This window comes from Hamadaea sp. NPDC050747, from assembly GCF_040654195.1.
Classification (GTDB): domain Bacteria; phylum Actinomycetota; class Actinomycetes; order Mycobacteriales; family Micromonosporaceae; genus Hamadaea.
This window is the reverse complement of sequence record NZ_JBFAHM010000011.1, coordinates 319,643-344,415: the sequence shown is the minus strand read 5'-3', so window position 1 is coordinate 344,415 and position 24,773 is coordinate 319,643. Positions and strand designations below refer to the sequence as shown.

General features: G+C 69.6%; 24 protein-coding genes. 9 read left to right on the top strand and 15 right to left on the bottom strand.

Annotated features, from left to right (window positions below; all coding sequences use genetic code 11):
• Positions 1–3: 3 nt before the first annotated feature.
• Genes AB0H43_RS27195 through AB0H43_RS27165 form a run of 7 tightly spaced genes read right to left on the bottom strand, consistent with a single transcriptional unit; the run spans position 4 to position 7,365 of the window.
• A complete protein-coding gene (locus AB0H43_RS27195; protein ID WP_360003765.1) occupies positions 4–972 on the bottom strand; it encodes an inorganic phosphate transporter in 969 nt (322 codons plus the stop codon).
• Between the two features lie 5 nt (positions 973–977).
• Positions 978–2,822, bottom strand: coding sequence for a 3D-(3,5/4)-trihydroxycyclohexane-1,2-dione acylhydrolase (decyclizing) (gene iolD, locus AB0H43_RS27190; RefSeq protein WP_360003763.1), 1,845 nt, complete (start codon positions 2,820–2,822; stop codon positions 978–980).
• A complete protein-coding gene (gene iolB / locus AB0H43_RS27185; protein WP_360003838.1) occupies positions 2,819–3,655 on the bottom strand; it encodes a 5-deoxy-glucuronate isomerase in 837 nt (278 codons plus the stop codon). Before iolB ends, iolD begins: the two co-directional genes overlap by 4 nt.
• Before the next feature lie 2 nt (positions 3,656–3,657).
• Positions 3,658–4,527, bottom strand: coding sequence for an aldolase (locus tag AB0H43_RS27180; RefSeq protein WP_360003761.1), 870 nt, complete (start codon positions 4,525–4,527; stop codon positions 3,658–3,660).
• A complete protein-coding gene (iolC, locus tag AB0H43_RS27175) occupies positions 4,524–5,477 on the bottom strand; it encodes a 5-dehydro-2-deoxygluconokinase (RefSeq protein WP_360003759.1) in 954 nt (317 codons plus the stop codon). The genes AB0H43_RS27180 and iolC overlap by 4 nt, the downstream gene beginning before the upstream one ends.
• Positions 5,474–6,349, bottom strand: coding sequence for a sugar phosphate isomerase/epimerase (locus AB0H43_RS27170; protein ID WP_360003758.1), 876 nt, complete (start codon positions 6,347–6,349; stop codon positions 5,474–5,476). The genes iolC and AB0H43_RS27170 overlap by 4 nt, the downstream gene beginning before the upstream one ends.
• Positions 6,346–7,365 carry a Gfo/Idh/MocA family oxidoreductase gene (locus tag AB0H43_RS27165; RefSeq protein ID WP_360003756.1) on the bottom strand — a complete coding sequence of 340 codons (1,020 nt, stop codon included), beginning with the start codon at positions 7,363–7,365 and terminating at the stop codon, positions 6,346–6,348. Before AB0H43_RS27165 ends, AB0H43_RS27170 begins: the two co-directional genes overlap by 4 nt.
• 161 nt (positions 7,366–7,526) lie before the next feature.
• On the opposite strand from AB0H43_RS27165, the gene AB0H43_RS27160 reads away from it, so the two are divergent.
• Positions 7,527–8,267, top strand: coding sequence for a GntR family transcriptional regulator (locus AB0H43_RS27160; RefSeq protein ID WP_360003754.1), 741 nt, complete (start codon positions 7,527–7,529; stop codon positions 8,265–8,267).
• A 57-nt stretch (positions 8,268–8,324) separates the two neighbouring features.
• Here the strand turns inward: AB0H43_RS27160 and AB0H43_RS27155 are convergent, their stop codons facing one another.
• Positions 8,325–9,668: a phytase gene (locus tag AB0H43_RS27155; protein WP_360003753.1), complete on the bottom strand. Its 1,344-nt coding sequence runs from the start codon at positions 9,666–9,668 to the stop codon at positions 8,325–8,327.
• Positions 9,669–9,777: 109 nt separating this feature from the next.
• Here AB0H43_RS27155 and AB0H43_RS27150 point away from each other — a divergent pair, with 109 nt between their 5' ends.
• On the top strand, positions 9,778–10,599 hold the full coding sequence (locus tag AB0H43_RS27150) for an inositol monophosphatase family protein (RefSeq protein WP_360003751.1): 822 nt from the start codon (positions 9,778–9,780) through the stop codon (positions 10,597–10,599).
• On the opposite strand, the gene AB0H43_RS27145 is transcribed toward AB0H43_RS27150, so the two are convergent.
• On the bottom strand, positions 10,596–12,089 hold the full coding sequence (locus AB0H43_RS27145; RefSeq protein ID WP_360003749.1) for a CoA-acylating methylmalonate-semialdehyde dehydrogenase: 1,494 nt from the start codon (positions 12,087–12,089) through the stop codon (positions 10,596–10,598). The two genes, AB0H43_RS27150 and AB0H43_RS27145, sit on opposite strands and share 4 nt — an antisense overlap.
• 256 nt (positions 12,090–12,345) lie before the next feature.
• Between AB0H43_RS27145 and AB0H43_RS27140 the strand changes: the two genes are divergently transcribed.
• Complete coding sequence (locus AB0H43_RS27140; protein ID WP_360003747.1) at positions 12,346–13,920, top strand: pectate lyase; 1,575 nt, start codon at positions 12,346–12,348, stop codon at positions 13,918–13,920.
• A gap of 128 nt (positions 13,921–14,048) precedes the next feature.
• Positions 14,049–14,831: a hypothetical protein gene (locus AB0H43_RS27135; RefSeq protein ID WP_360003745.1), complete on the top strand. Its 783-nt coding sequence runs from the start codon at positions 14,049–14,051 to the stop codon at positions 14,829–14,831.
• A gap of 25 nt (positions 14,832–14,856) precedes the next feature.
• Here AB0H43_RS27135 and AB0H43_RS27130 read toward each other — a convergent pair whose 3' ends face one another.
• Both AB0H43_RS27130 and AB0H43_RS27125 read right to left on the bottom strand, forming a co-directional pair.
• Entirely contained in the window at positions 14,857–15,939 is a 1,083-nt protein-coding gene (locus tag AB0H43_RS27130) for a hypothetical protein (protein WP_360003744.1), read from the bottom strand.
• Between the two features lie 9 nt (positions 15,940–15,948).
• Positions 15,949–16,269: a helix-turn-helix transcriptional regulator gene (locus AB0H43_RS27125; protein ID WP_360003742.1), complete on the bottom strand. Its 321-nt coding sequence runs from the start codon at positions 16,267–16,269 to the stop codon at positions 15,949–15,951.
• 80 nt (positions 16,270–16,349) lie between these two features.
• On the opposite strand from AB0H43_RS27125, the gene AB0H43_RS27120 reads away from it, so the two are divergent.
• Positions 16,350–16,967, top strand: coding sequence for a hypothetical protein (locus tag AB0H43_RS27120; RefSeq protein WP_360003739.1), 618 nt, complete (start codon positions 16,350–16,352; stop codon positions 16,965–16,967).
• On the top strand, positions 16,964–17,488 hold the full coding sequence (locus AB0H43_RS27115; protein WP_360003736.1) for a hypothetical protein: 525 nt from the start codon (positions 16,964–16,966) through the stop codon (positions 17,486–17,488). The genes AB0H43_RS27120 and AB0H43_RS27115 overlap by 4 nt, the downstream gene beginning before the upstream one ends.
• A 169-nt stretch (positions 17,489–17,657) precedes the next feature.
• Here AB0H43_RS27115 and AB0H43_RS27110 read toward each other — a convergent pair whose 3' ends face one another.
• A complete protein-coding gene (locus tag AB0H43_RS27110) occupies positions 17,658–18,236 on the bottom strand; it encodes a hypothetical protein (RefSeq protein WP_360003733.1) in 579 nt (192 codons plus the stop codon).
• 161 nt (positions 18,237–18,397) lie between these two features.
• Positions 18,398–19,921 (bottom strand): GGDEF domain-containing protein, encoded by a 1,524-nt coding sequence (locus tag AB0H43_RS27105; protein WP_360003730.1) that lies wholly within the window; start codon positions 19,919–19,921, stop codon positions 18,398–18,400.
• 105 nt (positions 19,922–20,026) lie between these two features.
• Between AB0H43_RS27105 and AB0H43_RS27100 the strand changes: the two genes are divergently transcribed.
• Positions 20,027–21,523: a hypothetical protein gene (locus tag AB0H43_RS27100; protein WP_360003727.1), complete on the top strand. Its 1,497-nt coding sequence runs from the start codon at positions 20,027–20,029 to the stop codon at positions 21,521–21,523.
• 1 nt (position 21,524) lies between these two features.
• On the opposite strand, the gene AB0H43_RS27095 is transcribed toward AB0H43_RS27100, so the two are convergent.
• Positions 21,525–21,773, bottom strand: a complete 249-nt coding sequence (locus AB0H43_RS27095; RefSeq protein WP_360003725.1) for a hypothetical protein — start codon at positions 21,771–21,773, stop codon at positions 21,525–21,527.
• A 724-nt stretch (positions 21,774–22,497) separates the two neighbouring features.
• On the opposite strand from AB0H43_RS27095, the gene AB0H43_RS27090 reads away from it, so the two are divergent.
• On the top strand, positions 22,498–23,277 hold the full coding sequence (locus tag AB0H43_RS27090; RefSeq protein ID WP_360003836.1) for an NADP-dependent oxidoreductase: 780 nt from the start codon (positions 22,498–22,500) through the stop codon (positions 23,275–23,277).
• A gap of 71 nt (positions 23,278–23,348) precedes the next feature.
• Here the strand turns inward: AB0H43_RS27090 and AB0H43_RS27085 are convergent, their stop codons facing one another.
• Entirely contained in the window at positions 23,349–23,654 is a 306-nt protein-coding gene (locus AB0H43_RS27085) for a hypothetical protein (RefSeq protein WP_360003723.1), read from the bottom strand.
• A 452-nt stretch (positions 23,655–24,106) separates the two neighbouring features.
• On the opposite strand from AB0H43_RS27085, the gene AB0H43_RS27080 reads away from it, so the two are divergent.
• On the top strand, positions 24,107–24,661 hold the full coding sequence (locus AB0H43_RS27080) for an RICIN domain-containing protein (RefSeq protein ID WP_360003720.1): 555 nt from the start codon (positions 24,107–24,109) through the stop codon (positions 24,659–24,661).
• The last annotated feature ends 112 nt before the right edge of the window (positions 24,662–24,773 follow it).

Here is a 24,773-nt window from a genome sequence, read left to right as displayed (position 1 = left end):
CCTTCACCCGGACGCCCGGACGAGACCGCCGACACCCAGCCCGAGCAGGATGGCGATCGGCAGGGTGACGAGCCAGGCCAGCACGACGGGCCGGGCGAACTGCCACCGCACCCGGCGTACGCCCTGGCTGGCTCCCGCCCCCACCAGGCCGGCAGCCATCGACTGGGTCATCGACACCGGCGCGCCCAGGCCGGCGCTGCCGAACACCGCCGCCGCGGCGGCCAGTTCCGCCGAGACCAACCGCCAGGGCCGCATCGACAGCAGCCCGAAGGTCGCACCCCGGGCCATCCGTCGCAGACTGGCCACCGCACCCGCGCCGAACGTCACGGCCAGCGCCACCAGCACCGGCCAGCCGAGTGCACGCATGCCGGGCGCGCCCCGGGCGACGGCCATGCCGACGCCGGCGACGGCGAACATCTTCTGGCCGTCGTTGGCCGCGTACGCCAGGCTTTGGCCGGTGAACGCGACGACGTGGACCGCGCGCAGCACGCCGGGCAGCCGATGGGTCGTCGGCAGCCGCCGGGCCAGCCCGCCCAGCAGCAGGCCGAGGCCGCCACCGACGAACGGAGCCGCGGCGGCGACCACCAGCACTTTGCCCAATGTGGACCACGAGGTGCCCGCACCGGCGGTGGTGGCGGCGCCGGCAAGCGCCCCGAGCACCGCGAGCGTGATGCTCGTCGGCACTCCCCGCCAGGTCAGCGCGGCCACGAGCAGCATCGCCGATGCCACAGCCACCAGCACGATCAGCGGGCCCCGGGGGTCGACCGGATCGATCAGGCGCTCGGTGAACGTGCGGGCGACGGCGAGCCCGAAGATCGCCGGACCGGCTGCGACCGCGCTGACCAGCAGGGCCAGCACCGCCCACAGCGGCACCTCCCGGTGGCGGGCGGCCAGCGCCAGCATCGCCGCGCCGTCATTCGCCCCGCACACGAAGACGAAGGCTGCTGCCACCACGGCGAATCCCGCCACCATGGGACTCACCAGTGACCGCGCTGACTCGCCTTGCCGGTGCGGTAGGCAGCCTGTGCGTCGGCCACGTCGGCCGTGGTGCCCACTTGGGCGACCGGCACGTCCCACCAGGCGTCAGAGTCCGGGCCGGGGTCGCCGGTGAGGGCGGTACGGGCGTAGACGACGGTTGCGCGGTCGGCTTGGCGGGCCTTGCCGAGCGCGGACCGCAGTTCGTCCACAGTGGTGGGGGTGATCACCGCCGCGCCGAGGCTGGCGGCGTTGGCGGCCAAGTCGACCGGCAGGTCGCCGCCGTCGAATCCACCCGCCGGGGAGCGGTAGCCGTAGGAGGTGCCCAGTCGCTCGCCGCCGACGCTCTGCGACAGCGCGCCGATGGACGAGAAGCCGCGGTTGTCGACCAGCACGACGGTGATCTTGATGTTCTCGGCGACGGCGGTCGCCAGCTCCTGCGCCATCATCAGATAGGAGCCATCGCCCACCAGCACGAACACTTCGGCGTCGGGGTCGGCCAGTTTGACGCCCAGGCCACCGGCGATCTCATAGCCCATGCACGAGTAGCCGTATTCGACGTGGTACTGGCCGGGGCGGGCCGCGCGCCACTGCCGGTGCAGGTCGCCCGGCATCGAACCGGCCGCGCACACCATGACGTCGCCGGGTTCGGCGGCGTCGTTGACCGCGCCGATGACCTGCGTCTGCGTCAGCGGACCCGGGGCGGCTCGGCCCGCGTCGATCTGCGCCTCCCACGCCGAGACCTGCTCGGTCCACGAACGCTCCGGCGCGCTCCAGCCGTCGAGCGCGGTCCCCAGCTCCACCAGGCCCGCGCGCGCGTCGCCCACCAGGGGCACCGCCGAGGCCAGCTTGTACGCGTCGAAGCCGGCGACGTTGAGGGTGACGAAGCGTACGCCCGGATCGGCGAACAGGGTTCGCGACGCGGTGGTGAAGTCGCTGAACCGGGTGCCGATGCCGAACACCACGTCGGCCTGGCGGACCAGCGCGTTGGCGGCGGTCGAGCCGGTGACGCCGACCGGTCCGGCCAGCATCGGGTGACCGTGCGGCAGCGAGCCCTTGCCCGCTTGCGTCTCCACCACCGGTACGCCGGCTGCGGCGGCGAAAGCGGCCAGTTCTTCCGAGGCACCGCTGTAGACGACTCCGCCGCCCGCGATGATGACGGGCCGTGCCGCGGATCGCAGCAGGTCGGCGGCGTCGCGCAGCAGCTGCGCGTCTGGTCTTGGGCGGCTGATGCGCCAGATCCGGGTGCGGAACAGCTCGTCCGGGAAGTCGTACGCCTCGGCCTGCACGTCTTGGGGCAGGCACAGGGTGACCGCACCGGTCTCGGCCGGATCGGTCAGCACCCGGCACGCCGCCAGGAGCGCGGCGGGCAGTTGTTCCGGGCGGTGGATGCGGTCCCAGTAGCGGCTGACCGGGCGCAGCGCGTCGTTGACGGTCGCGTCGAGAGAACCGGGGTCTTCCAGTTCCTGCAGGACGGGATTGGCGACGCGGGTCGCGAAGGTGTCGCCGGGCAGCAGCAGAACGGGCAGCCGGTTGATGGTGGCGAGGGCGGCGCCGGTCACCAGATTCGTGGCTCCCGGCCCGATCGAGGTGGTGCACGCGTAGGTCGAGGTACGCAGCGTGGTCCGGGCGTACGCGGCGGCGGTGTGCACCATCGCCTGTTCGTTGCGGGCCTGGTGATACGGCATCGCCGGGCCGGCCTGCAGCAGCGCCTGCCCCAGCCCGGCGACGTTGCCGTGGCCGAAGATGCCGAACACTCCGGCGATCAACCGGCGCCGTTCGCCGTCGCGCTCGGTGAACTGGTTGGCGAGGAACGTCACCACCGCTTGGGCAACGGTCATCCTCATGCGAGTCTCCCTTGGTGTGACGTCATCGGCACCCGCGGGTCGATCGGCTGATCGCGCCACGAGTCCCGAATCCAGTGGTACGCCGGATCGTCGGCGCACGCCATGCTGCGTACCGGGCCGGGTCCGGCGAGCACGTTGAGGTAATAGAGGTCGTATCCCGGGGCGGCGGCGGACGGGCCGTGGTAGCCGTCGGGCACCAGGACGACGTCGCCGGTCGACACTTCGGCCAGCACCTCGGTCGTGCCGTAGACGCGCTGGTATGCCGGGCCGCCGGTCTCGAAGTAGTAGATCTCCTCCAGGACGGCCTCGCCCGGGCCTTCGGTGTCGTGCTTGTGCGGTGGATACGAGGACCAGTTGCCGCCGGGCGTCAGCACCTCGACCGCCACGAGTTTGTCGCACTCGAAGGCTTCCGGGGCGCAGAAGTTCGTCACCTGCCGGGACGCCGGCCCCGCTCCGCGTACCTCGACGGGCACCTCTTCGGCCGGGCCGTAGCGGAAGGGCAGGCGGCGGCCCGCCCGGGCGGAGGGCAGCGCGAGCCGGACCGGGCCCGCCGCCCGCAGCGTGACCTCGGCCTGGATCGGCAGGTACGCGAAGTCGGTGACGCGGTCGAAGACGTCGTCGCGGCCGGTCAGCTCCATGGAGACGCCGTCGCACGTCACCTCGCACCCGCCGGACAGCGGGACGACGAGCATCTCCTCGCCGCCGGTGCTGAGGCTGAAGCTTCCGGTGAACTCCACGATCCGCAGGCCGCAGTAGGTCCAGCCCGCTCGTTCGGGAGTGATGACGACTGGTTGCTCCGGGGCGGCCGCGGCCGTTCCCGCCGGTATGTACATGGTCACCTCACCATCGCCGCGGCGGCGTCGACCGCGGCCGCGACGTCGTCATCGGGCGGGTACAGCAGCGCTCGTCCGACGACCAGACCGCGCACGCCCGGGTTGGTCAGCGCCTTCTGCCAGCCCGCGTAGGCCTGCTCGCCGGCCGAGTCGCCGCCGAGCAGCAGGACCGGCAGGGTGGTGGCCTCCAGCACGCGGTCCATGTCCTCCACGACCGGCAGCTTCAGCCACGTGTACGCCGAGGTGGCACCCAATGCCTGCCCGACGCCGATGGCGCGGATGAGGGCGCCCGGGTCGGTGTCGAGCTGGGCCTTGCCGTCGATCCTGCGCACGGGCAGCGGTTCGACCATCGCCATCATGCGACCGCGGGCCAGCTCGGTGACGGCCTTCCCGCAGGCCTCCAGGGTGCTGGCGGTGCCGGGATCGCCGGGGTCGATGCGGCACAGCATCTTGCCGCCGTCGAAGCCCATGTCGGCGATGGTCCGCGCGTCGTAGCCGGTGAAACGATCGTCCAGTTCGAACACGGTGCCGGTGAGCCCGCCGCGGTTCATCGAGCCGATGACGAGCCGGTCGTCGAGCTCGCCCATGAGCAGCAGGTCCTCGACGATGTCGGCGGTGCCGACCACGCCGTGCACGCCGGGGCGGGACAGCGCTGTCCGCAGCCGGTGCAGCAGGTCGATGCGGCTGGCCATGGCGTCCGGCTTGTCGCGTACGCCGATCGACCCGCGCGCCGGGTGGTCCGCGGCGATGATCATGAGTCGCTGCTCGCCCCAGGCCACCGGGCGGCGGCGGGCGAGGGCGGCCTCGGTGATCCGCTCCGGTCGCCCGGCCCGCTGCCGGACCAAGGACCGGATCTCGTCGTCGGAGGTCATCGGGTCTCTCCCATCATCTGGCGCACTTCGTCGGTGGTGGGCATGGCGTCGGAACAGGCCAGCCGGGCGGCGACGTGCGCCCCCGCGGCGTTGGCGAAACGCAGGGTCTCCTCCAGCGGCCATCGCTGGACGAGGCCGAGGCACAGCGCACCGCCGAACGCGTCTCCGGCGCCGAGCCCGTTGACCACGTCGACGGCCACCGGCGGCACGACGACGCGTTCCCCGGTCGCTGTGGCGGCCAGGACTCCGGCCGGGCCGAGTTTGACGATCGCGAGGCGTACGCCGTGGGCGAGCAGCGCGTCGGCGGCGGCCTCCGGTGCGCGCTGCCCGGTGGCGACCTCGCACTCCTCCTGGTTGCCGACGGCGACGGTGATCGCGCCGGAGGCCAGTGCGCGGCGGACTTCGCGTTCGGCGTCGCGCCGATCGGTCCACAGCATCGGCCGGTAGTCCAGGTCGAGGACGGTTTCGCCGGCGGCGTCGCGGCGGATGCCGAGGATCTCCTCGTGGGCGGTGCGGCTGGGTTCGGCGGACAGGCCGGTGCCGGTCAGCCAGAGGATCCGGGCCGTCGCGATCGCCTGGCGATCCAGTTCTTCGGGCCGGATCTCCAGGTCGGGTGCTTTCGGCTCGCGGTAGAAGTAGATCGGGAAGGTGTCGGGCGGGAAGATCTCGCAGAAGGTGATGGGCGTCTTGGCACCGGCCACCGGCGTGACGAAGGTGTCGTCGACGCCGTAGCCGCGCAGCGCGGTGTGGACGAAGTCGCCGAACGGGTCGTCTCCGGTGCGGGTGACGACCGCCGATCGCAGGCCCAGCCGGGCGGCGGCGACGGCCACGTTCGTCGCGCTGCCGCCGAGGAACCTGGCGAACGTGTCTACGTCGGACAGTGGCACCTTGGAGCGCAGCGGATAGAGGTCGATCCCGACCCGGCCGACGGTGATGAGGTCATGCGTCACGGCGTGCTCAACAGCTCGACGAGGTAGTCCAGGCTGCGCCGGACGTCGCCGGCCGGGCCGGCGTCGGAGGCGGGTTCCGCGGCCAGGACGGCGTCCTGCTCCATCACGTACCAGCCGTCGTATCCGGCGGCCGACAACGCGGCGATCACGTCGGCGATCCCGGCGTCACCCCGGCCGAGCGGCCGATACATGCCGGCGGCGACGGCGTCGCGATATCCGATGCCACCGTCGCGTACGCGGGCCGCCATCGTGGCGTCGACGTCTTTGAGATGGGCGTGCGCGACGCGGCCGGCGGCCTTGGCGGCGATCTCCGCCGGGCTGCCTCCGCCGACGAGGATGTGCCCGGTGTCCAGGCACAGTGGCACGCTGCTGCCGTCGAGGACGCGCCAGATCTCGTCGGGGCGCTCGACCATGGTGCCGACGTGGGGATGCAGCGTCGCCCGGATGCCGTGGTCGGCGGCGAGCGCGGTCAGCTCGTCGAGCCGGGACAGCAGCGTACGCCAGCCGCCGGCGTCGAGGGCCGGGCGCTGGTCGTAGCCGGACAGTCCGGTCGCGGCGGCCAGCACGAGGGTGTCGGCGCCGCTGGCGAGGAACGCGGGCAGCTGTGCGCGTACTTCGGGAAGGGGGTCGTGGCCGGGGTCGTGCAGGATGACCGGGACGAACCCGCCGACGGCGGTGAGCCCGTGATCGGCGAGCATTCGCTTGCGCTCACCGGGATCGGCCGGCAGGAATCCGTCGGGGCCGAATTCGGTGGCGGCGCAGCCGAGGGCGGCCATCTCGGACAGTACGCGTTCGGCGGGCATCTGGTGGCCCCAGCCGGGCACCTCGCAGACGCCCCAGGAGATCGGCGCGGCGGCGACGCGAGGGCTCATCGGGTCGCCTCCGCCGGCAGCCGGACCTCGTCGACGCGGACCGGGCGTCGTTCGCGGCGGGACAGGTCGGCCGCCTCGGCGACGTACAGCGCCTCGAGCGCCTCCGCGACGGTGCACGGACTCGGGGCGCGTCCGGCTGCGACGTCGACGAAGGCCGCCAGTTCGGCCGCGTACGCGGGCTGGAAACGGTGCCAGAAGTCCGGCCAGGCCGGTTCCGTCCCCGCCGGTACGCCGGGTTCGGCCGATCGCAGCGGGGAGCGGGCGTCCAGCCCGACGACGAGGGTGTCGCGGGTTCCGGCGAGTTCGGCTCGCACGTCGTATCCGGCGCCGTTGTAGCGGGAGCCCTGCAGGGTGGCCAGCACCCCGTCGGCGAAGGTGAGGATGGCGGTGGCGGTGTCGACGTCGCCGGCCTCGGCGAAGAACGCGGCGCCGCGGTTGGCTCCGGTCGCGTAGACCTCGACGACGTCCTGCCCGGTCAGCCAGCGGGCGATGTCGAAGTCGTGGATGTGGCAGTCGCGGAAGATGCCGCCGGAGGTCGGGATGTAGTCGGCGTGCGGCGGGGCCGGGTCGCCGGTGACCAGGTGCATCCGGTGCAGTTGGCCGAGGTCGCCGCGGCGCAGGGCGGCGTGGGCTGCCTGGTATCCCGCGTCGAATCGGCGCTGGAAGCCGATCTGGACCGGCACTCCGGCGTCGGCTACCTGCCGGGCGACGTCGGCGGTCTGCTTGACGTCGGCGGCGACCGGCTTCTCGCAGAACACCGGCAGCCCGGCGGTGACCGCGCGGAGGATCAGCTCGGCGTGGGTCGAGGTGGGAGTGGCGATCACGACGGCGTCGGGATCGGCGGCGAAGGCGGCGTCCACGTCCGGGACGGGCTCGGCTCCGGCTGCGCGGGCGGCGATCTGGGCCCGCTCGGGGTCGGCGTCGGCGACGACGAGGTGGGCGACCTCCGGATGGGCGGCCAGGGTGGTGATGTGGGATGCGCCGATTCTTCCGGCACCGAGCAGGGCGATGCGCATTGACGAACTCCTCCAGATGATTACGGTGAAACCCAAGAGGGGCAGGAGCTGCTTACCGTGGCTTGATTTCTAGTCCGCGGCCGAGTGCGATGTCAACCCTTTGTCATGACATTATGACGTCTGATAATCTGAATCATCATCACGATCTTGCGAGGAGTCCGTTGACCAGCCCTCTGTCCCTCACCCTCGACCGCTCCAGCCCGGTACCGCTGTACTTCCAGGTGGCTCAGCAGATCGAGGACCTCATCGACCGCGGCGAGCTGCCGCCGGGCGCACGTCTGGACAACGAGATCCAGCTCGCGGACTCGGCCGGGCTGTCGCGGCCCACGGTGCGCCAGGCCATTCAGTACCTGGTCGACAAGGGACTGCTCGTACGCAAGCGTGGCGTGGGCACCCAGGTCGTCCACGGCACGGTCAAGCGGCCGGTCGAGTTGAGCAGCCTCTACGACGATCTCAGCCACGTCGGCCAGCGACCGGCGACCAAGGTCCTGGCGGTCGAGACGGTAGCCGCCGACGACAGTGTCGCCGTGGCGTTGGGCCTGGCCCCGGGCGCGCCGGTGCTGCATCTGGAGCGTTTGCGCTTCGCCCAGGGCGAGCCGCTGGCGATCATGCACAACTGGCTGCCGGCCGGGTTGCTGGACCTCACCGCCGAACGACTGGAGCAGCACGGCCTCTACCAGCTGCTGCGAAGTGCCGGGGTGCACATGCGCGTGGCCAATCAGCGCATCAGCGCCCGGGCCGCCACCGCGGCCGAAGCCCGGCTACTCCACGAGCGCCGTGGCGCTCCCCTGCTGACGATGACCCGCACCGCGTACGACGACGTCGGCCGGGCCGTCGAGCAGGGTTCGCACGTCTACCGCCCGGAGCTCTACAGCTTCGAGATGGCGCTGGTCGAACGCTGATTCACACAGGGGCCGGGCCGGCCACCCCAGTGGACCGGCCCGGCGTCTGGTGCGCCATTACCAGCGCGGGTTCCATCCCGAGGTGTCGACGGCCAGGCCGACCTCCTCGGCGACGTCGTCCCACTCGACGAACTTGAAGTTGGTGTTCTCCCGCTGCTCGCCGTTCTCGTCGAGCTCGCCCGGGCTGTTCTGGCCGTCCTGCACGACCAGCAGACCCTCGTCGAACTGGTTGCCCAGCGGCACGTTAAGCACCGCGGCGCCATCGCACACCTCGGAACCGTCCGGATCGGACGGATCGTCGTCGGCCACGATCCGGAAGGAGCCGACGAACGCGTTGGCGCCCTGGCGCTGGTAGACGGCGAAGGTGAAGTCGCCCTGGCTGGAGGCCAGCAGGTAGCCCTTGCCGTCGCGGCGGTAGTACATGGTCAGACCTTCGACGTCGGCCGACAGGTGAGTGCCGCCGAACCCGGGATCGGCCCCGCGTACGCATTCCTCGGTGGCCTCGTCGAAGGTGGCCGGCACACCGAACTCACGGACCTTGTCCATCAGCACCGGCGTACCCAGCAGACTGGCGGAGACACGCCAGATCCCGACGTCCTCCTGCCCGGCGTAGAGCACACCGGTCTGCGCGTCCACCACCATCCCCTCGACCTGCGCCTGCTCGTCCGGCTCCAGGCACGGCGACCAGCTCTGGCCGTTGGGCAGGGTGAACGCGTTGGGCAGCGTCAGGGTGCGTACGACCGTGTAGGTCACGGTCCCCGACGGCGTGGCGATCAGGCGGACGAGCGCGACGTCGGTCGTGTGCCGGCGGCTGACCAGGGCGTAATAGCCGCCGGTGTTCTTGTCGCGCCACGTCGCCAGGCCGTACGCGGACCGCTGATCGTTGACCTCGTCCAGATCGGCCGAGAAGACCAGCGGCGCTCCGGCGTCGGTCACGTCGACCAGCGGCGGTGCGCCGACCGCGGCGGCCGCCGGATCGATCCGGTAGATCCGCAGCTGGTCGCGGCCGCGGTCGGAGACGACGGCGATGTCTCGGGCCGCGCCGCCGATCGGCATGCCGTATAGCAGGTCGACGTTGTTGAACCGGCCGCCTTCGTCGCCGGGGCGGGGCGGCTGCGGGGCCGGGATCGACTGCAGGGTCGCTCCGGACAGCGAGTACGCCCGCAGGCCGCCCTCCTTCGCGGTCGCGACCACGACGCTGCGCCCGGAGTGGGCCGGGTGCAGCCAGATGGCCGGGTCGTCGGCGTTGGCGTTGCCGCCGGCGTCGTCGTCGAACAGCGCCGGCGTCTCGAGTTCGGCCTTCACTTCGGGCAGCGTGGTGGCGTGCGCGGGCAGCGCCGCCAGCAGCACTGCCGCCATGGACGCGGTCGCGGCCAGCAGCCGTCTGTGTCGAATGTGCACAGGACCTCCCTGGTGCGGGTGAGGGACGGGATGGAGCCTTGCGGCAGGAGAATACATCCTGATGTAATGACAAACAATCCTCCTGACATAGATCAGCACTGACATCGACGTGAAGGAGCAGTCCCCGATGCCGTTCGCCGCCGAGACGCGGTTCGCCGTCGCCATCGCCCGCCGAGCCGGTCTGGCCGCGCGGGAATCCACCAGCCACGGGCTGGTCGAGACCAAGAGCAGCTTCGCCGATCTGCGCACCGCCACCGACCTTCGCGTCGAGCGCCTGGTGCGCGACGCGATCCGGGCCGCGTTCCCCAGGCACGCGGTCGTCGGCGAGGAGACCGCGGCCGACCGCCGGCCGCCGCTGGACGGTCCCACCTGGTTCGTCGATCCGGTCGACGGGACGACCAACTTCGTGCACGGCATCCCGCACGTCGCCTGCAACGTGGCGTTGTGGGCCGACGGGGCGCTGCGGTGCGGCGCCACCGTCGACGTCACCCGGCGCAGCGTCTACTGGTCCACGGCGGGACGGGGCGCGCGGCAGGGCCGTCGACTTCTCCGTGTCTCCGATGTGGCCGCTCTCGCCGGGTCCGTCATCGCCACCGGTTTCCCGTACGACCGCGCGGTGCGGGCGGACAACAACCTTCCGGAGTTCGCGCGGATCGTGCCGCGGGTGCAGGATGTGCGCCGGCTCGGCTGCGCGGGCCTGGATCTCGCCTGGGTCGCCGCCGGCCGGCTCGACGGCTACTGGGAACAGGGCAACGGCCCGTGGGACTGGGCCGCGGGCGCGCTACTGGTCCGCGAAGCGGGCGGCACCGTGACCACCTACGACGGCACGCCGTGGCGGCCCGGGGACGAGACGCTGGTCGCCAGCAACGGCCGCATCCACGACGAGTTGCTCGGCCTCATCCAGTCCACCCGGGCCGCCGTGTTCGGTTAGTGCGCGGTCGGGAACTGCAGCCCCGGCCGGACGGTGTCCGCACCCTCCGGCCACCGGCTGGTGACGACCTTGCCGCGGGTGTAGAAGGCCACGCCCTCGGCTCCGTGCACGTGCACGTCGCCGAACAGCGACGCCTTCCACCCGCCGAAGGAGTGGTACGCCATCGGCACCGGAACGGGCACGTTGACGCCGATCATGCCGACGGTGACCCGGCGTACGAAGGCACGGGCGGCCGCACCACCGGCGGTGAACAGCGCCGTCCCGTTGCCGTAGGGATTGGCGTTGACCAGGGCGACCGCCTCGTCCAAGTCGCCGGCGCGCAGCACGATCAGCACCGGGCCGAAGATCTCGTCACGATAGGCCGCCATGTCGGGCGTGACGCCGTCCACAAGGCACGGGCCGACGAAGAATCCGTCGGCGTGGCCGTCGACGCTCAGCCCCCGGCCGTCGACGACGACCGACGCCCCGGCCTGCTGCGCCGCCGACACCGCCGCCTGAATCCGGTCCCGAGCCTGCGCGGTCACGACCGGGCCCATCTGGCTCGCCGGGTTCTCCCCCGGGCCGACGACGATCGCCTGAGCCTGCTCGGCGAGCGCCTGCACCAGCCGGTCGGCGATGTCGCCGACGGCGACGACGGCCGAGATGGCCATGCATCGCTGGCCGGCCGAGCCGTACGCCGCTGCCGCGATCTGCCGTGCGGCGTCGGCCAGGTCGGCGTCGGGCAGCACCACCGCGTGGTTCTTCGCGCCGCCGAGCGCCTGCACGCGTTTGCCCGCCGCCGAGGCGGTCCGATGCACATGCTCGGCGATCGGAGTGGAGCCGACGAACGACACGGCCGCCACGTCCGGATGGCTCAGCAGCGCGTCGACCGCCGTGCGGTCGCCGTGCACGACGTTGAACACCCCGTCGGGCAGGCCGGCCTCCGCGTAGAGGGCGGCGATGAGATTGGAGGCCGACGGATCGCGTTCGCTCGGCTTGAGCACGAAGGTGTTGCCGCAGGCGATCGCGATGGGATGCATCCACATCGGCACCATGACCGGGAAGTTGAACGGGCTGATGCCGGCGCACACCCCCAACGGCGCCCGCAAGGAGAAGGAGTCCACCCCGGTCGACACCTGATCCGAGTACGCCCCTTTGAGCAGATGCGGTATGCCACAGGCGAACTCGACCACCTCGCGGCCTCGTACCACCTCGCCGCGGGCGTCGTCCAGGGTCTTGCCGTGCTCGGCGGTGATGAGCCGAGCCAAATCGTCCTCGTGTCGCTCGACCAGGTCACGCAGCTTGAACATGATCCTCGTACGCCGCGCCAGCGACATGTCGCTCCAGGCGCCGAACGCCTTCGCGGCCGCTTCCACCGCCCGGTTCACCTCCGCCGGGCCGGCGAGCGCGACGCGCGCCTGCGGGCTGCCGGTCGCGGGCTGCCACACCACTTCGAAATCTTCACCTCCGGAAACCGAGGCCCCGTCGATCCAATGCTCGATGACGCGCATCTAGGCGCTCCCTTCGTCAGCGGTCATCTGCGAGCCTGGCCAGGAGTCGAGCCTTTGTCAAGACATACTGACGTCTGTGCAATACGAAGCACAGTCACGAGCATGTGCAGGTTTGTTGCAGGTTTCGCCGTTTCCGTTGACACGTTTTCACATACGCCGATATCGTCCAGCTGCCGGAAAGCGCTTTCCCCCTGCGGTATGACCACCCTGCCCCGGGTGCCCTCCGCAGTCCACCCGCTACGAAGGCGAGACAGGAATGAAACGACCAGTCGCATGGCGTTGGTTCGCGGCCGCCGCCGCCTCAGTGGCCGCGGCCGCGGCCGGGGTGGCCCTGCCGGTACTTCAGGCGTCGGCCGCCACCGGCGCCGCCACGGGCTACGCCACCCAGAACGGCGGCACCACCGGCGGAGCAGGCGGCCAGACCGTCCGGGCCACAACCGGCACGGCGATCCACACCGCACTGTGCAACCGCGCCAGCAGCAGCACCCCGATCATCATCCAGGTCGAGGGCACGATCAACCACAGCAACACGACGCAGGTCTCGGGCAGCAGCTGCAGCACCGCGTCCGACAAGATCGAGCTGAAGCAGATCAGCAACGTCACCATCATCGGCGTCGGCAGCGGCGCGATCTTCGACCAGCTCGGCATCCACATCCGCGAATCGCGCAACATCATCATCCGCAACGTGACGATTCGCAACGTGAAGAAGTCGGGCTCGCCGACCTCCAACGGCGGCGACGCGATCGGCATGGAGACCGACGTCCGCAACATCTGGGTCGACCACACCACCTTGGAGGCGTCCGGCGGCGAGGCCGAAGGCTTCGACGGGCTGTTCGACATGAAGGACAACACCCAGTACGTGACGTTGTCCTACAGCATCCTGCGCAACTCCGGCCGTGGCGGGCTCATCGGGTCCAGCGAGACCGACACCAGCAACGGCTTCGTCACCTTCCACCACAACCTCTACACCAACATCGACTCGCGTACGCCTTTGCTGCGCGGCGGCATCGCGCACATCTACAACAACTCGTACGTGAGCCTGAACGAGTCCGGCATCAACTCCCGGGCCGGGGCGAAGGCCAAGGTGGAGAACAACTACTTCAAGGACTCCCACGACGTCCTCGGCACGTTCTACACCGACGCGGCCGGGACCTGGCAGGCCAGCGGCAACATCCTCGACAACGTGACCTGGTCGAGCCCGGACAGCGAAACCAACCCGGCCGGCCCGAGCATGCCGTCCACCACCACGGTCAGCATCCCGTACTCGTACCAGCTCGACGCGGCCAGCTGCGTGCCCAGCATCGTCAGCCAGACGGCCGGCGCGAACAAGGGTCTGCTGGAGTCCAACGGCAGCTGCTCGGCGCAGTCGCCGACGGCGTCGCCGTCCAGCACGCGGTCGGCGTCGCCGACGGCGTCCCCCAGCACCTCGCCCACCGCGAGTTCGTCGCCGACCAGCTCCCCCAGCGGCACCAACCTCAGCATCGGAGCGGGCTCCGACGGCTCCAGCAAGGCCGACGGGACCAGCTACGGCAACGTCCGTGACGGCAACATGAGCACCTACTGGTCGCCCAGCGGCTCGACCGGCGACATCGCCATCAAGTGGAGCACCGCCAAGACCATCTCCCGGATCATCATCCGGGAGGCCTCCGGCGGCGTCGGCGCCATCGGGTCCTGGCAGGTCATCAACAACGACACCGGCGCGGTCCTCAAGTCCGGCAGCGGGGCGGGCACCATCACCTTCGCCGCGACCTCGATGACGAAGGTCGTCTTCCGGATCACCAGCTCCAGCGCGACACCCCGGGTCGGCGAATTCGAGACGTACGCCTCCTGATCAGCACCGCCAACGGGGGCCGTCGGCCGACGGCCCCCGCTCTCGCGTCCCGATCTCGTGCTGGGCTCGGTCCTCGACGTCGCGTTCACCCGCGCCGGTTGACCTGCCCGTACGCGTAGGGTGGGCGGATGCGCGTGGAGCTGGCGAGCGAGCCGATCAGCCCGGACCGGGACAACCTCGACTGGGCTGGGGCGACGCCGGCGACCGCAGTGGTCCTCGACGGCCTCACGGAGGGCCCGGCCACCGGATGCGTGCACGGAACCGCCTGGTATGTAAGCCGATTGGGCAGCCGGCTGCTCGCCTACGCGGACAGCGAGCGAGAGCTGGCCGAGTGTCTGGCCGACGCGATCACCGCGGTGGCCCGGCTCCACGAGGACACCTGCGATCTGGCGCATCCGGGGACGCCGTGCACGACGGTGACGATGATCCGCCGCCGGGGACGCCTCACCGACTATCTCGTGCTCGCCGATTCGCCGCTGGTCCTCGACATCGGCGGTACGCCGAAGGTGGTCCTCGACGAGTCGGAGAAGGCGGTCTCCGCGCGGATCGGCCGTCCCCCGAACGCGACCCCCGAGCAGCTGAAGGTGTTCATCGCCGAGCAGCAGAAGTTTCGCAACGTCGACGGCGGCTACTGGGTCGCCCAGGTGGATCCGGAAGCGGGCCACCACGCGCTGCGGGGCACCGTCGAGGACGCACGAGGTGCGCTCCTGACGTCGGACGGTGCCGCGCTGCTGGTGACCGACTTCGGGCTCCGGAGCTGGGAGCAGCTCCTGCAGACCGGGTACGCCGACGGCCCGCAGGCGATCATCGACGAGACCAGGCGGGCGGAGTCCTCCGATCCCGATCGCACCCGGTGGGCCCGGGCCAAGGTGAGCGACGACGCCACGGCGGTCGTCTGCCGCTGGCCGTAGTCGCCGTGGGTCATACGCAACCGTGCTACGCCGCCACGCCGTCGCTCGGCTCGGCCGCGGTGGCAGGCGTACGCGGCGCCACGGCGGCGACCAGAGCAGAGAGCATGAGGCTGACGCCGCCCGCCAGGGTCACCACCGGAACATAGGACAGCACGAAGTAAGGAAAGCGGGAGTCCTGATGCGACCAGCCGAGTGCCGTGGCGAAGAAGTACGCCAGGACCAGTGCCGCCACCGCGGCCAGCGCAGCGATGAGCAAGCCGGGTGCGCCCACGGCCACCATCGCTGCCCTGCCTGCCGTTGTGTGCCGCCGGAACGCGCGAAGCGCCCAACCTGCCAGCATCCATCCGACCGCGACGCCGACCAGCAGTCCGGCCAAGGCCCCGACGGTCACCATCGGAGATGCCTGCCGATGAACCTGGATGCCGACGTTGGGGTTCGAGGGCGCGTACTTCTCGGTCGGATCTCCGCTCACGCGGACCACGAGGTCGCCCTTGGCCGCCCAGAAGATCGTCTGCTCGGGGTACTTGGCGACGGCTTGATCGGTCTGGCTGTAGACGGTTCGCCCGATCCGCCAGCCATCGGCGGCGAACCGGGCCCTCACCTGCTCGACCCACGCGTTGACCTCAGCACCGGGCACGCGGTACGCCAGCCAGGTGTGGGTGACCACCGGGTCGGCGCCCGCCGGCACGAGGGATTCGCAGGCTTCGTTGGTGTCCGCCCGGTCGCACGCGTCAAAGAACGCCGACGGCCACGGTCCCTGGACCGGCACCGAGGCGGTGACCGAGTTTCCGATCGCCGCGACCTCGGCGGCCGCGGGCCTCGTCGGCGACGCCCGCCAGATCACCTCACTCACGATCGCCGAGACGGTCAGGCCGACGAAGAGCGCGACCACGACCGCCACCATCCGGTACGCGAGTCCGGCGGGAAGCCTGAACCGCCACCGCAGTCCACTCAGAATCAAATCGAACGCCTCTGACCTGGTCGGTTTGGTCCGGCCCGGTCCGGCGGCGTCCATCAGCGTCGTGACGATCTCCGGGCCATGTTCACGCCGGAAGCTCCTCGGATAGCACAGCAACAGCCTGCGGTAGGCGACTTCCAGTCGGGTCACGTCAGCCCCCTACACTGCCGGAATCGCGCGCAGCCGAGCTGCCGCGACGGACGCGTTCTGGCGAAGCAACTCCACCTCGGCGGTGAGCAACGCCCTGCCGCCGTCGGTGAGCCGGTAGTACCGGCGGAGGCGGCCGTCGACGGCTTCCTCATGATCTAAAGCGACGTGTCCCTCACCGGCGAGGCGGTCCAGTGCGGCGTAGAGAGTGCCCGCCTGGAGCTTCACCCGGCCCTCGGAGAGTTCGTCGACGGTGCGGATGATCCCGTACCCGTGCAGCGGTTCCCTCGCCAGCGCGGTCAGGATGAAGAACGTCGGTTCACGGATCGCCATACGCTGAATATAAAGACTATCTGTATATACAGTCAATCGATGGAGCGCCCGTCGTCGTGGTGATCTGGCATTCTCGTCGCGTGAAACGTGCGGACCTGTACGCCGAACTGACCAGCATCCGACGCTCGGTGAGCCAAGCCACGGCGCACTTCGACGCGCTCGCCGACGGCCTGGAACATCCACGGCTGGAAACGGTTCGCCAACGGCTCACGACGGCCGACGCCTCGGTTCGAAGCGCTGCCGGCGGGCTCTCCCTCGTCACACGAACGTCGATCGATGTCGTCGTCCTCATGGCAGTGGGCTGGACGACGGCGAGTCTGGCCGGTGCGATTCTGGGGCCGGGCTGGACCATCACTGTCACGGTCATCGTTCTGCTGGCCTGTTTCCGGCCCCTCGTCGCCCTGCTCAACCGGTTGGCGCGCCGTGCGAACGAACGGCGTACGCGCGGCGACGGAAACGCACCGACCTCAACCGATGTCCTGCCACTACTGGGGTCTGCGCGCATCGCGGCACAACAGACGATGCACAGATGGATCACATCGCACCGCCTGAAGGCCGCCGCCGGATCCCCGTCGGGCCTTCGCTGGTTGGCGGAGCAAGACGCGACCGTCGGCAGCCTCCGACAACTGGAGATCTCGTTGTGCCAGGCGATCGACTCGCTGCAGATCTGGCAAGCAGACACGACAGGTGACCGATGAGCCTCGAGCAGACACTCCGCGAGGCGGTCAGCATCATCGACCAAGACGCTTGCCGGCTGCAGCTCCAGCAGACTCCCGATCCGGTGTTGTTGGCCCGGCTCACACTGGCCGGCGACGAATTGCGCGCGGCCATCCGGGCACTCGATCCGGTGGAGATACCACCGTCCTTTCGACTGCTGCTCCTGCAGAATCTGCTCTGGGCGGTGTTGGCGATCACTGGACTCATGGTGGCGCCAAATCCGTCTGAGCCGCTGGTGCTCTCCGGAGTCATCATGGCGAGCGCTGTCGGCTCGACCGCGATGGCCACAGCGGTCCGCTCCATCATCCAGCGCCGGGATGCAGTCAGGCTCGGCCAGCGCGCGAATGTGAACATCAGCGTTCTCGTCACGGTCGCACAGGTACGCGAGAAGCTCGCCGACGCCGAGCGGTTGATCGGAGAGGCGGACAACGCGGTCGCCGGGTACGTAGCGTCCGCCGACGTCTGGCTTGACGCCCTGGAACGTCATCGGTCGACGAGCTAGCCGATCATCGTCGCGACCGAACGCCTGGCCGGACGACCGCAGTGCGGCCCGGATCCAATCCACAACCGGCGGCCGGGCCACTCGGCAGGATGGGAGGCCGCAGTCGCGGCCTTGGCAGGGAGGAGGCGTTGGCGGCCGTCTCGGCCGGCGACCGCCAACGCCTTGCGGATTACGCCTCCAGGCGGCGGCGACGTCCGATGACAGCGAACAGGACACCGCCACCGATCAGCACGAGCGCACCGATCAGCAGCGCCGGCAGCGCGACACCCGTCGTGGGCAGAGTGGGCTTGCTCGGCGTGGGGCTCGGCGGGACCGGGCTGGCGCTGCTGGGCACCGGGCTCGGCGACGGACTCGCGCTGGGACTGGGGCTCGGGCAGGCGGGCAGGTCGCCGATGGAGCCCTTCACGTCCTCCTGGTACCGGTCGGGCCACTTCGCCGTGAACGAGATGGTGATCTTCTTGACGTCGGCGGGCACCTCATAGGAGAAGGTGTAGCTGCCGTTCTTGGTGATGGTGGTCGGCAGGCCAGGGCTGGCGTCGCCCAGCGGCTGCGGGCTGAGCGAGAGATTCTTCACGGTCTCTTCGCTGTGCCAATTGTTCTTGATGGTCCACGTCACCGTCCGCTTGCCGGACTGATCGCACGGCGCCGAGCCGCTGACGACGGAGGTGTGCGCGTCCGCCTGTCCCGGGATGAGCAGCGTGGTGCAGGCGACGGTGGCGAGGACGACGAGGGTGTTCTTCCAACGCATTGACAATCTCCAAACCGAGGGACGTCGGACATTGTGTACGTTCCGGGCCGATCGCGCTACCCATGGCGAAAAGTCCACACAGGATCTTGCTTGGAGCTATGCCGCACGTCTGTGCAGAAGGCACGCCAGTCCACAGTGCAGCGAGGCCGGCCGGAAGCCAGTCAGGCGGTCGTGCCGCCGGAGGCCACGTGCCGAGCGCGTTTGTGGCGGTAAAGCTCGCGGTCCGCCTCCCGAAGCGCTGCGACGAGGTCGCCGCCGGTCAAACAGGACCAGCCGATGCTGGCCGTAACCGGGGTGGACTCGGCAAGGGTCTGCCAGCCGTGCGTGGCGACGGCTTGGGTGATCCGGTGACCGATCCGGACGGCTTGGTCAAGCGTTGTCGTGGGGAGGACGAACACGAACTCGTCCCCGCCGAACCGGCACAGCAGATCGTCGGGGCGGGTGTTACGGGCCAGGATCGCCGCGACCTGCTGGAGGACGAGGTCCCCGGTCGGGTGGCCGTGGGTGTCGTTGACGGCTTTGAACCGATCGAGGTCAAGCAGGCCGATCACCGCCGGAGTCCTGCTCACCGCGAGGGCGGCGACGAACGCTTCCAGGTGACGCCGATTCGGCAGGCCGGTCAACGGGTCGGACCGGGCGTCGACAGCGTGCTGCTGGGCCACCTTACGCAGGCGTTCCTGGTCCAGCGTCATGCCGACCGAGCCGAGATAGCGCTGCCGAAGTTCGCGGTCACCGGTGGCGGCCGCTGCCATCGCCGCTCGTTCCTCCGCGAGCGCGGCGCGATAGTCGCCTTGGGCGGCGTACGCGATGGACCGCAGGCGGCCGATCTCGGCCGCGCCGAACACGTCCAGTGCGTCGGTGACTCCGGCCAACAGGTCCAGTGCCTTGTCCGGTTCGCCTCCCGTGATGGCGGCACAGGCTGCGGTCAGATGGCTCAGGTGGCTCAACTCGGGATCACTGCCCTGCTGCGGGACGGCGACCGCCGGGACGGAGATGCCCAGCGTCGGCAGGCGTGCGGCGGCGTACGCCCAGAAGCCGACGTCCAGCGCGCCGAGGTCGGCGGCGTGGGCCTGACCGAAGCGGACGACGGCTTCGAGCCCGGTGATCGCCTGGTCCGTACGCCCATGGTGATCTTCGCAGAGCGCGGCGCGAACCTTGCTTTCCAGGCAGGCACACAGCGCTTCGGGCAGGCCGGCACGGCGGCACAGTCGCCGGCCTTGCCGCATGGCGTCCAGCGCCTTGGCGTGAAAGCCCATGGTCGAGTAGCTGACCGACAGGTCGTGCCAGGTGTCGGCGGCGGCGACGGTCAGCTCGGTCATCTGCCGCAGCAACCGTTCCGCCCGCACCAGGTGAGTGACGGCCGTGCTGAGCGAACCGTTCGCGTATGCCACGACGCCGGACAGGACGTAGAACTCGCCGGTCAACCGCAGATGCGGCTCGGCCCGGCCCAGCGCTTCCTGGATCGCGTCCAGAGCGGCCGCGCTCACACGCCGATCATTGACCTGCCCGAGGTTGATCATCGCGGCGAGTTTCTCGATGAGAGCCTGGCCGACATGCAACGGATCGTCGCACTCGGCGACGATCCGATCGGCCAGAGCGCATACCTCGGCGGAACGGCCCGCCGTGGTCAGGCCCCGGAAGGTGACCCACTCGGCGGCGACCGGGTCGTCAGTCGGGCGCGCCATGTGCGCCACTCTACAAAAGCGCGTACGCGCGGCGCGATCCGCCGCAGCAGTGCGCCGACGTCTGCCATCGACGCAAGCATTCACGTCGACCCGGCGAGACGCACAGTGAGCAGCGCGAGGCCGGGTCAGTCTGCCATCCGACGCGCCAACGGCACCGGCGGATGGTCGATCTCGCGACACTCCTCGCCGGTCCGCCACGTGGTGTCGGCTCGACGGCTGGCGTTCAAGGCGGCATCCTCCTACTCTTCTTTGATGGGCTTCTATGAAGACCTGACGGAGCAGACGGAGGAATTCAGAGAGGCGGCCGAGCAGTCGTTTCGCCGCTACCTGTCGCTGTTCAACATCGTCGTGGGACCGGCCGAGCGGCTGGAGTATGTGGAGGCCCTCGGCACCGGCACGCCTGTGCACCACACGCTCGATCGGGATGACCCGATGCAGGTGCGCTACGACGTGTTCATGACCAACGTCGTGCGGCTCGTGTCGAGGTTGGAAATGTTCCGGGATTTCGATCTCCGGCAGATCCGAACCCTCGCCGGCTACCAGGATGAACTCGGCGGCCTGGGCGCCGGATCCGGGTTGACGGCGCAGACCGTGTTCGGGCGCATCGGCGCCGCGCAGGACTATTTGATGGACGTGCGGGATCTGGTGACGGAGGAGGAGTGGACCGGGCCGGCTGCTCGCAACTTCCAACTGGTGATCGGCGACCCGTTGCAGTTGGCGGTGGTGCTGCAACAGGCGTACGCGCAGGAGTTGAACTATTCGCTGCAGTTGCTGCGCCGGAAGATCAAGGAGACGCGCGCCAACGTGCTGATGATCGCCGAGGCGGCGGCCTCCGCGTACAACGGTGAACCAACGTTGGTCGGCGTGCTGAACTTTCTGTCGATCTCCGCGACTGGCGCGGGCCTGACGCTGGGCGGCGGGCCGCTGGCAGTCGGTCTGGGCACGATTTCGCTGGTCACCGGCATCGGCTCGTTGGTCGCGGGGTCCGATTCGGACCCGGAGACCGAGTGGGAGATCTCGCGGCAGTTCGACGGGCACGGCTTGATCCCGGAGAGCGTGATCACGTCGGTCAACGAGAACCTCGATCGGCTGGACACGCGGATCGCGGGGTACGACACGGATCTCTCCGATGCGTTGAATCGCGACCGTGTGCAGCCTGGACCGCCACCAGACATCGGCACCTGCGGCTACGACCCGGCGCACCCGCATCGGGAGCTGACCTTATCCAGCGCGTGTATCAAAGTGGCCCGGCCCACCGTGACCCGAGGCGAGAGCTTCGGTGAGTATACCGGCAACGTTCAGGTAGAACTGGGTGATCTGCGGGCGGCCGGCACCGGCAAGCTACCGGATGCGGCGGATCAGCTGGGCAGCGCTGCGGCGAGCTTGGGCGGCATGGTCCTGCCCGGCTGGCTGAGCAACCACTTCCCGCTCTTCAAAGACTCGTGGGAAGCGTGCCGGGACGACCTGTCCGCGGTCCTCGGCGCAGCCCGGGATCGATTCCACGACGCGGCTTCGGCACTGCTGGAGATCGCGGACAACTACCAGGCGGCCGACCTCCAGGCGGGCAGCCGGATGGGCGGCCTGCTCCGGCGGCTGGAATAGATCACGGCGTGGCGCCGACGCGCAGAGTTTGCGGAGCCCATGTATCGGACAGGTCCCGCACCTCGCCGGTGGCAACACCCGCCAACATACCGCCGTACGGGAGGCTGAGCGCCTGGTACATCACCACGCCGGGATGGAGGCACGCGGCGATCCCGTCGAATGAGGCCTTTCCCCTGCCTCCGGCCGCGATGTAGGCGGCTTCGGCGGCGTAGAACTTCTGCAGCACGTCCATCGTGCTCTCCTTGGTCACCAACCTATGGTGGCGGCCCGGACGGCATTGGTCTGGCGAGAATTGGACATGGTGATCCCCCGCCGGCCACGCTCATCTCGGGAGTGCGAAGACCACAGGATGTTCGGTCGGCGGATGCCCAACGAGCCACGTTGCCTGCGTTGCCACGCAGAGGTTCAAGCCGACGAGGTCGCTCACGAAGTGAATGCCGACGCGGACCTCACCGCCTCATGGTGGTCAACGGTCACCGCGATAGCCGTGCGCTTGCGCGACAACCTGCGGACGCACCCCGGCGTCACCACCGTAGTCGCCACCAAGAACGTCTTACGCAGGTCGCGCGGCAGATCGCCGACCGCCTCGGGCTCCGCCACTGGCTGCCAGCCTGAACACCATGGTCGACCGGGCACTGCTGCTCACCCAGTTTCTGTTCGTCTTTGTCGCCGGTCACTCTGTCAGCTCCGTCAGCACGCCGGTCATCGCCAGCACTCGTTCGACGTTGTCGTGGCGTTTTCGATCCGGAGGACCACCCCGTGCCGGGCTGCCCAGTCGCGGGCGTTGACCATGTCGGAGCACCGTCATCCAAGGATTTTCATCGGGGCCAACGTGGTCTGAAGTTCGCAGACGGGCCCACAATTTCTGGCCCGGACGCCACGGCTGGACGAATTACTGCACCCGATCGGGCATCACCTTGATAGCGTGCCGGACGGGGCGTTTTCCGGCCGATTCTTACTAGGCGGTGGTGACGATGCGGGCGATTCGGCTGCACGCGCCTGGCGGGATCGAAGGGCTCCGGCTGGACGAGATTGCGCCGCCCCAGCCACGTCAAGGACATGCGCTGGTTCGGGTCCACGCTGCGGCGATCACTCGTGGCGAGCTGGACTGGCCATCCGACCGGCTACCCGCGATCCCGTCCTATGAACTGTCCGGCGTGGTGGTCGAGGACAGCGACGGGTTCTCGGCCGGCGAGGAAGTTTTCGCTCTCACGCCGTTCGACCGCGACGGGGTAGCGGCTGAGTACGCGCTGGTGCCGGTGGAGGTGCTCGCACCCAAGCCGGGCTCGCTGAGCCACGTCCAGGCGGCAGCCTTGCCAATGCCCGGGCTCAGCGCCTGGCAGGCACTGTTCGTCCATGGCCGGCTGACGGCCGGTGAACGCTTCTACGTCACGGGCGCGCACGGTGGTGTCGGGCATGTGGCGGTGCAACTGGGCCGCAGCCGGGGCGCAGTGTTGGTGGAGGACGGGCAGCCCTGCGATCTGCTATTCGACACGGTGGGGGGCCAGGCATTGGCGCACTCCGCCAGCCGCGCGGGCCGGATCGTGACAATCGCCGCCGAGGCACCCGGCGCCGACTACTTCATCGTCGAACCCAACCGTGAGGACCTGGCCGAGGTGGGCCGACTGGCCGACACGGGGAACCTTTCACCCGAGATCGATTCAGTCTTCCCCCATGCACGAGCCGGGGAAGCATTTATCCGCACTGCAGCTCGCGGCAAACACGGCAAGGTCGTCCTCGCCGTCGTCGAGTAGCCAGGACGCGCGACGTCGGGACGCTGTCGCTTAGCGAAGCCGGGGCTCGATATTGTCCATCTCGGATCGGCCTACCGCCGACGAGTGAGCAGGCGGCGGACAGCCGGTCGTGGCGGAGGTGGCGGATAGGTCACCGGAGTCCCAGCCGGCGGCTGGCATGGCCACTTGTAGGCCAGTACGTTGCCCGTAACGCTTGCCGTGGCCGCGCCGGACAGCTGAACCGGGTCGAACACGTGCTGCTGGACGTGGTATCCCTGGATCGTCAGCGCGTCCCACAACTGGTCGACCGGGATCAAGATCCGGAAGAGCCCGAAGTTGATGTTTTGGTACGTCGCGTTGCCGAGCGGGACGCCCAGCAACGCTCCCCGTCCGCCCATGAGCTTTGCCCACCAAGTACTCGGCGATATCCGGCTCTCGTTTCCATTTGTACGCAATTGCCGTATTCCGGTGGGCCAATCGAAGGGGTGACTCCGAGACGGCACGGGTTCATGGTGCATGATCGGCGCGCAGGCAGCGACGACTCTCCCGCATCAGGCGGCGCGTCGAGAAGGCCCCACAGCCCGACGGGCATATGGCGGGCGGCCCGGGTCCGGACGGCCGGGCCGCGGACTCTCACGGCGCAAGAGCGTGAGCGATCGTGGCCAGGTTCCGATGTGACCGATCCGCCCGACCGCGACAACCGGCCCCGATCCCGGTGCGGGATTGTCCCGAACGGATCAGGACTTCGTCCCGTGCGGCCGGGACTGCCGAAGGTGGATGCTGCCGGTGTGATCGCTGATCGCGGTCATCGACGGCCCCGGTGCCGCCGTGCCGAACAAAAGGAGCACCCATGAATCGCTGGATCCGTTCTGTCACGCGGGCCGGTCTCGGCCTGGTCACACTCGCCGCGAGCCTGGTCATGCCGGCCACCGCCGCTTCCGCAAACTATGTCCCGGCAGCAGGCGACTGGGGCCCGTACTACATCGTGAACAACGCCAACCACCGCTGCCTGGACGCCGCAGCGCAAGGCAACGGCGCCAACGGCACCCGCATCCAGATCTGGGACTGCTATCCGCCGACCCAGCACAACCAGATGTGGTATCTGCACTGGCTGACCGACGATTCCTTCGAAGTCATCAACGACGCCAGCGGAACCTGCCTCGACGCCCCTGCCCAGTGGGGCGGTGTCGACGGCACGCCGCTGCAACTCTGGGATTGCTACCCGCCCACCCAGTACAACCAGATGTGGTCGCTCAAATCGATGCCCGACGGTGGCCGGCGCATCCAGGGCGTCCAGTCCAACAGAGCCCTCTACCCGGCCGGCGACGGCAATGGCTCCACCGTTCAGCTGCTCTACGTCGAGACAACCGACCTCCGCGAAAGCTGGACCCTCGTCCAGTACTGACCACGCCTCCGGTTCGGCGGCCTGCTCGGCCGTTCCTCGTCGACGCCAACCGCAGCGGTGAAGCCGACCGCGGGCGCGCGGATCTTGAGTTCGCGGGATGCGCGGATGAGTT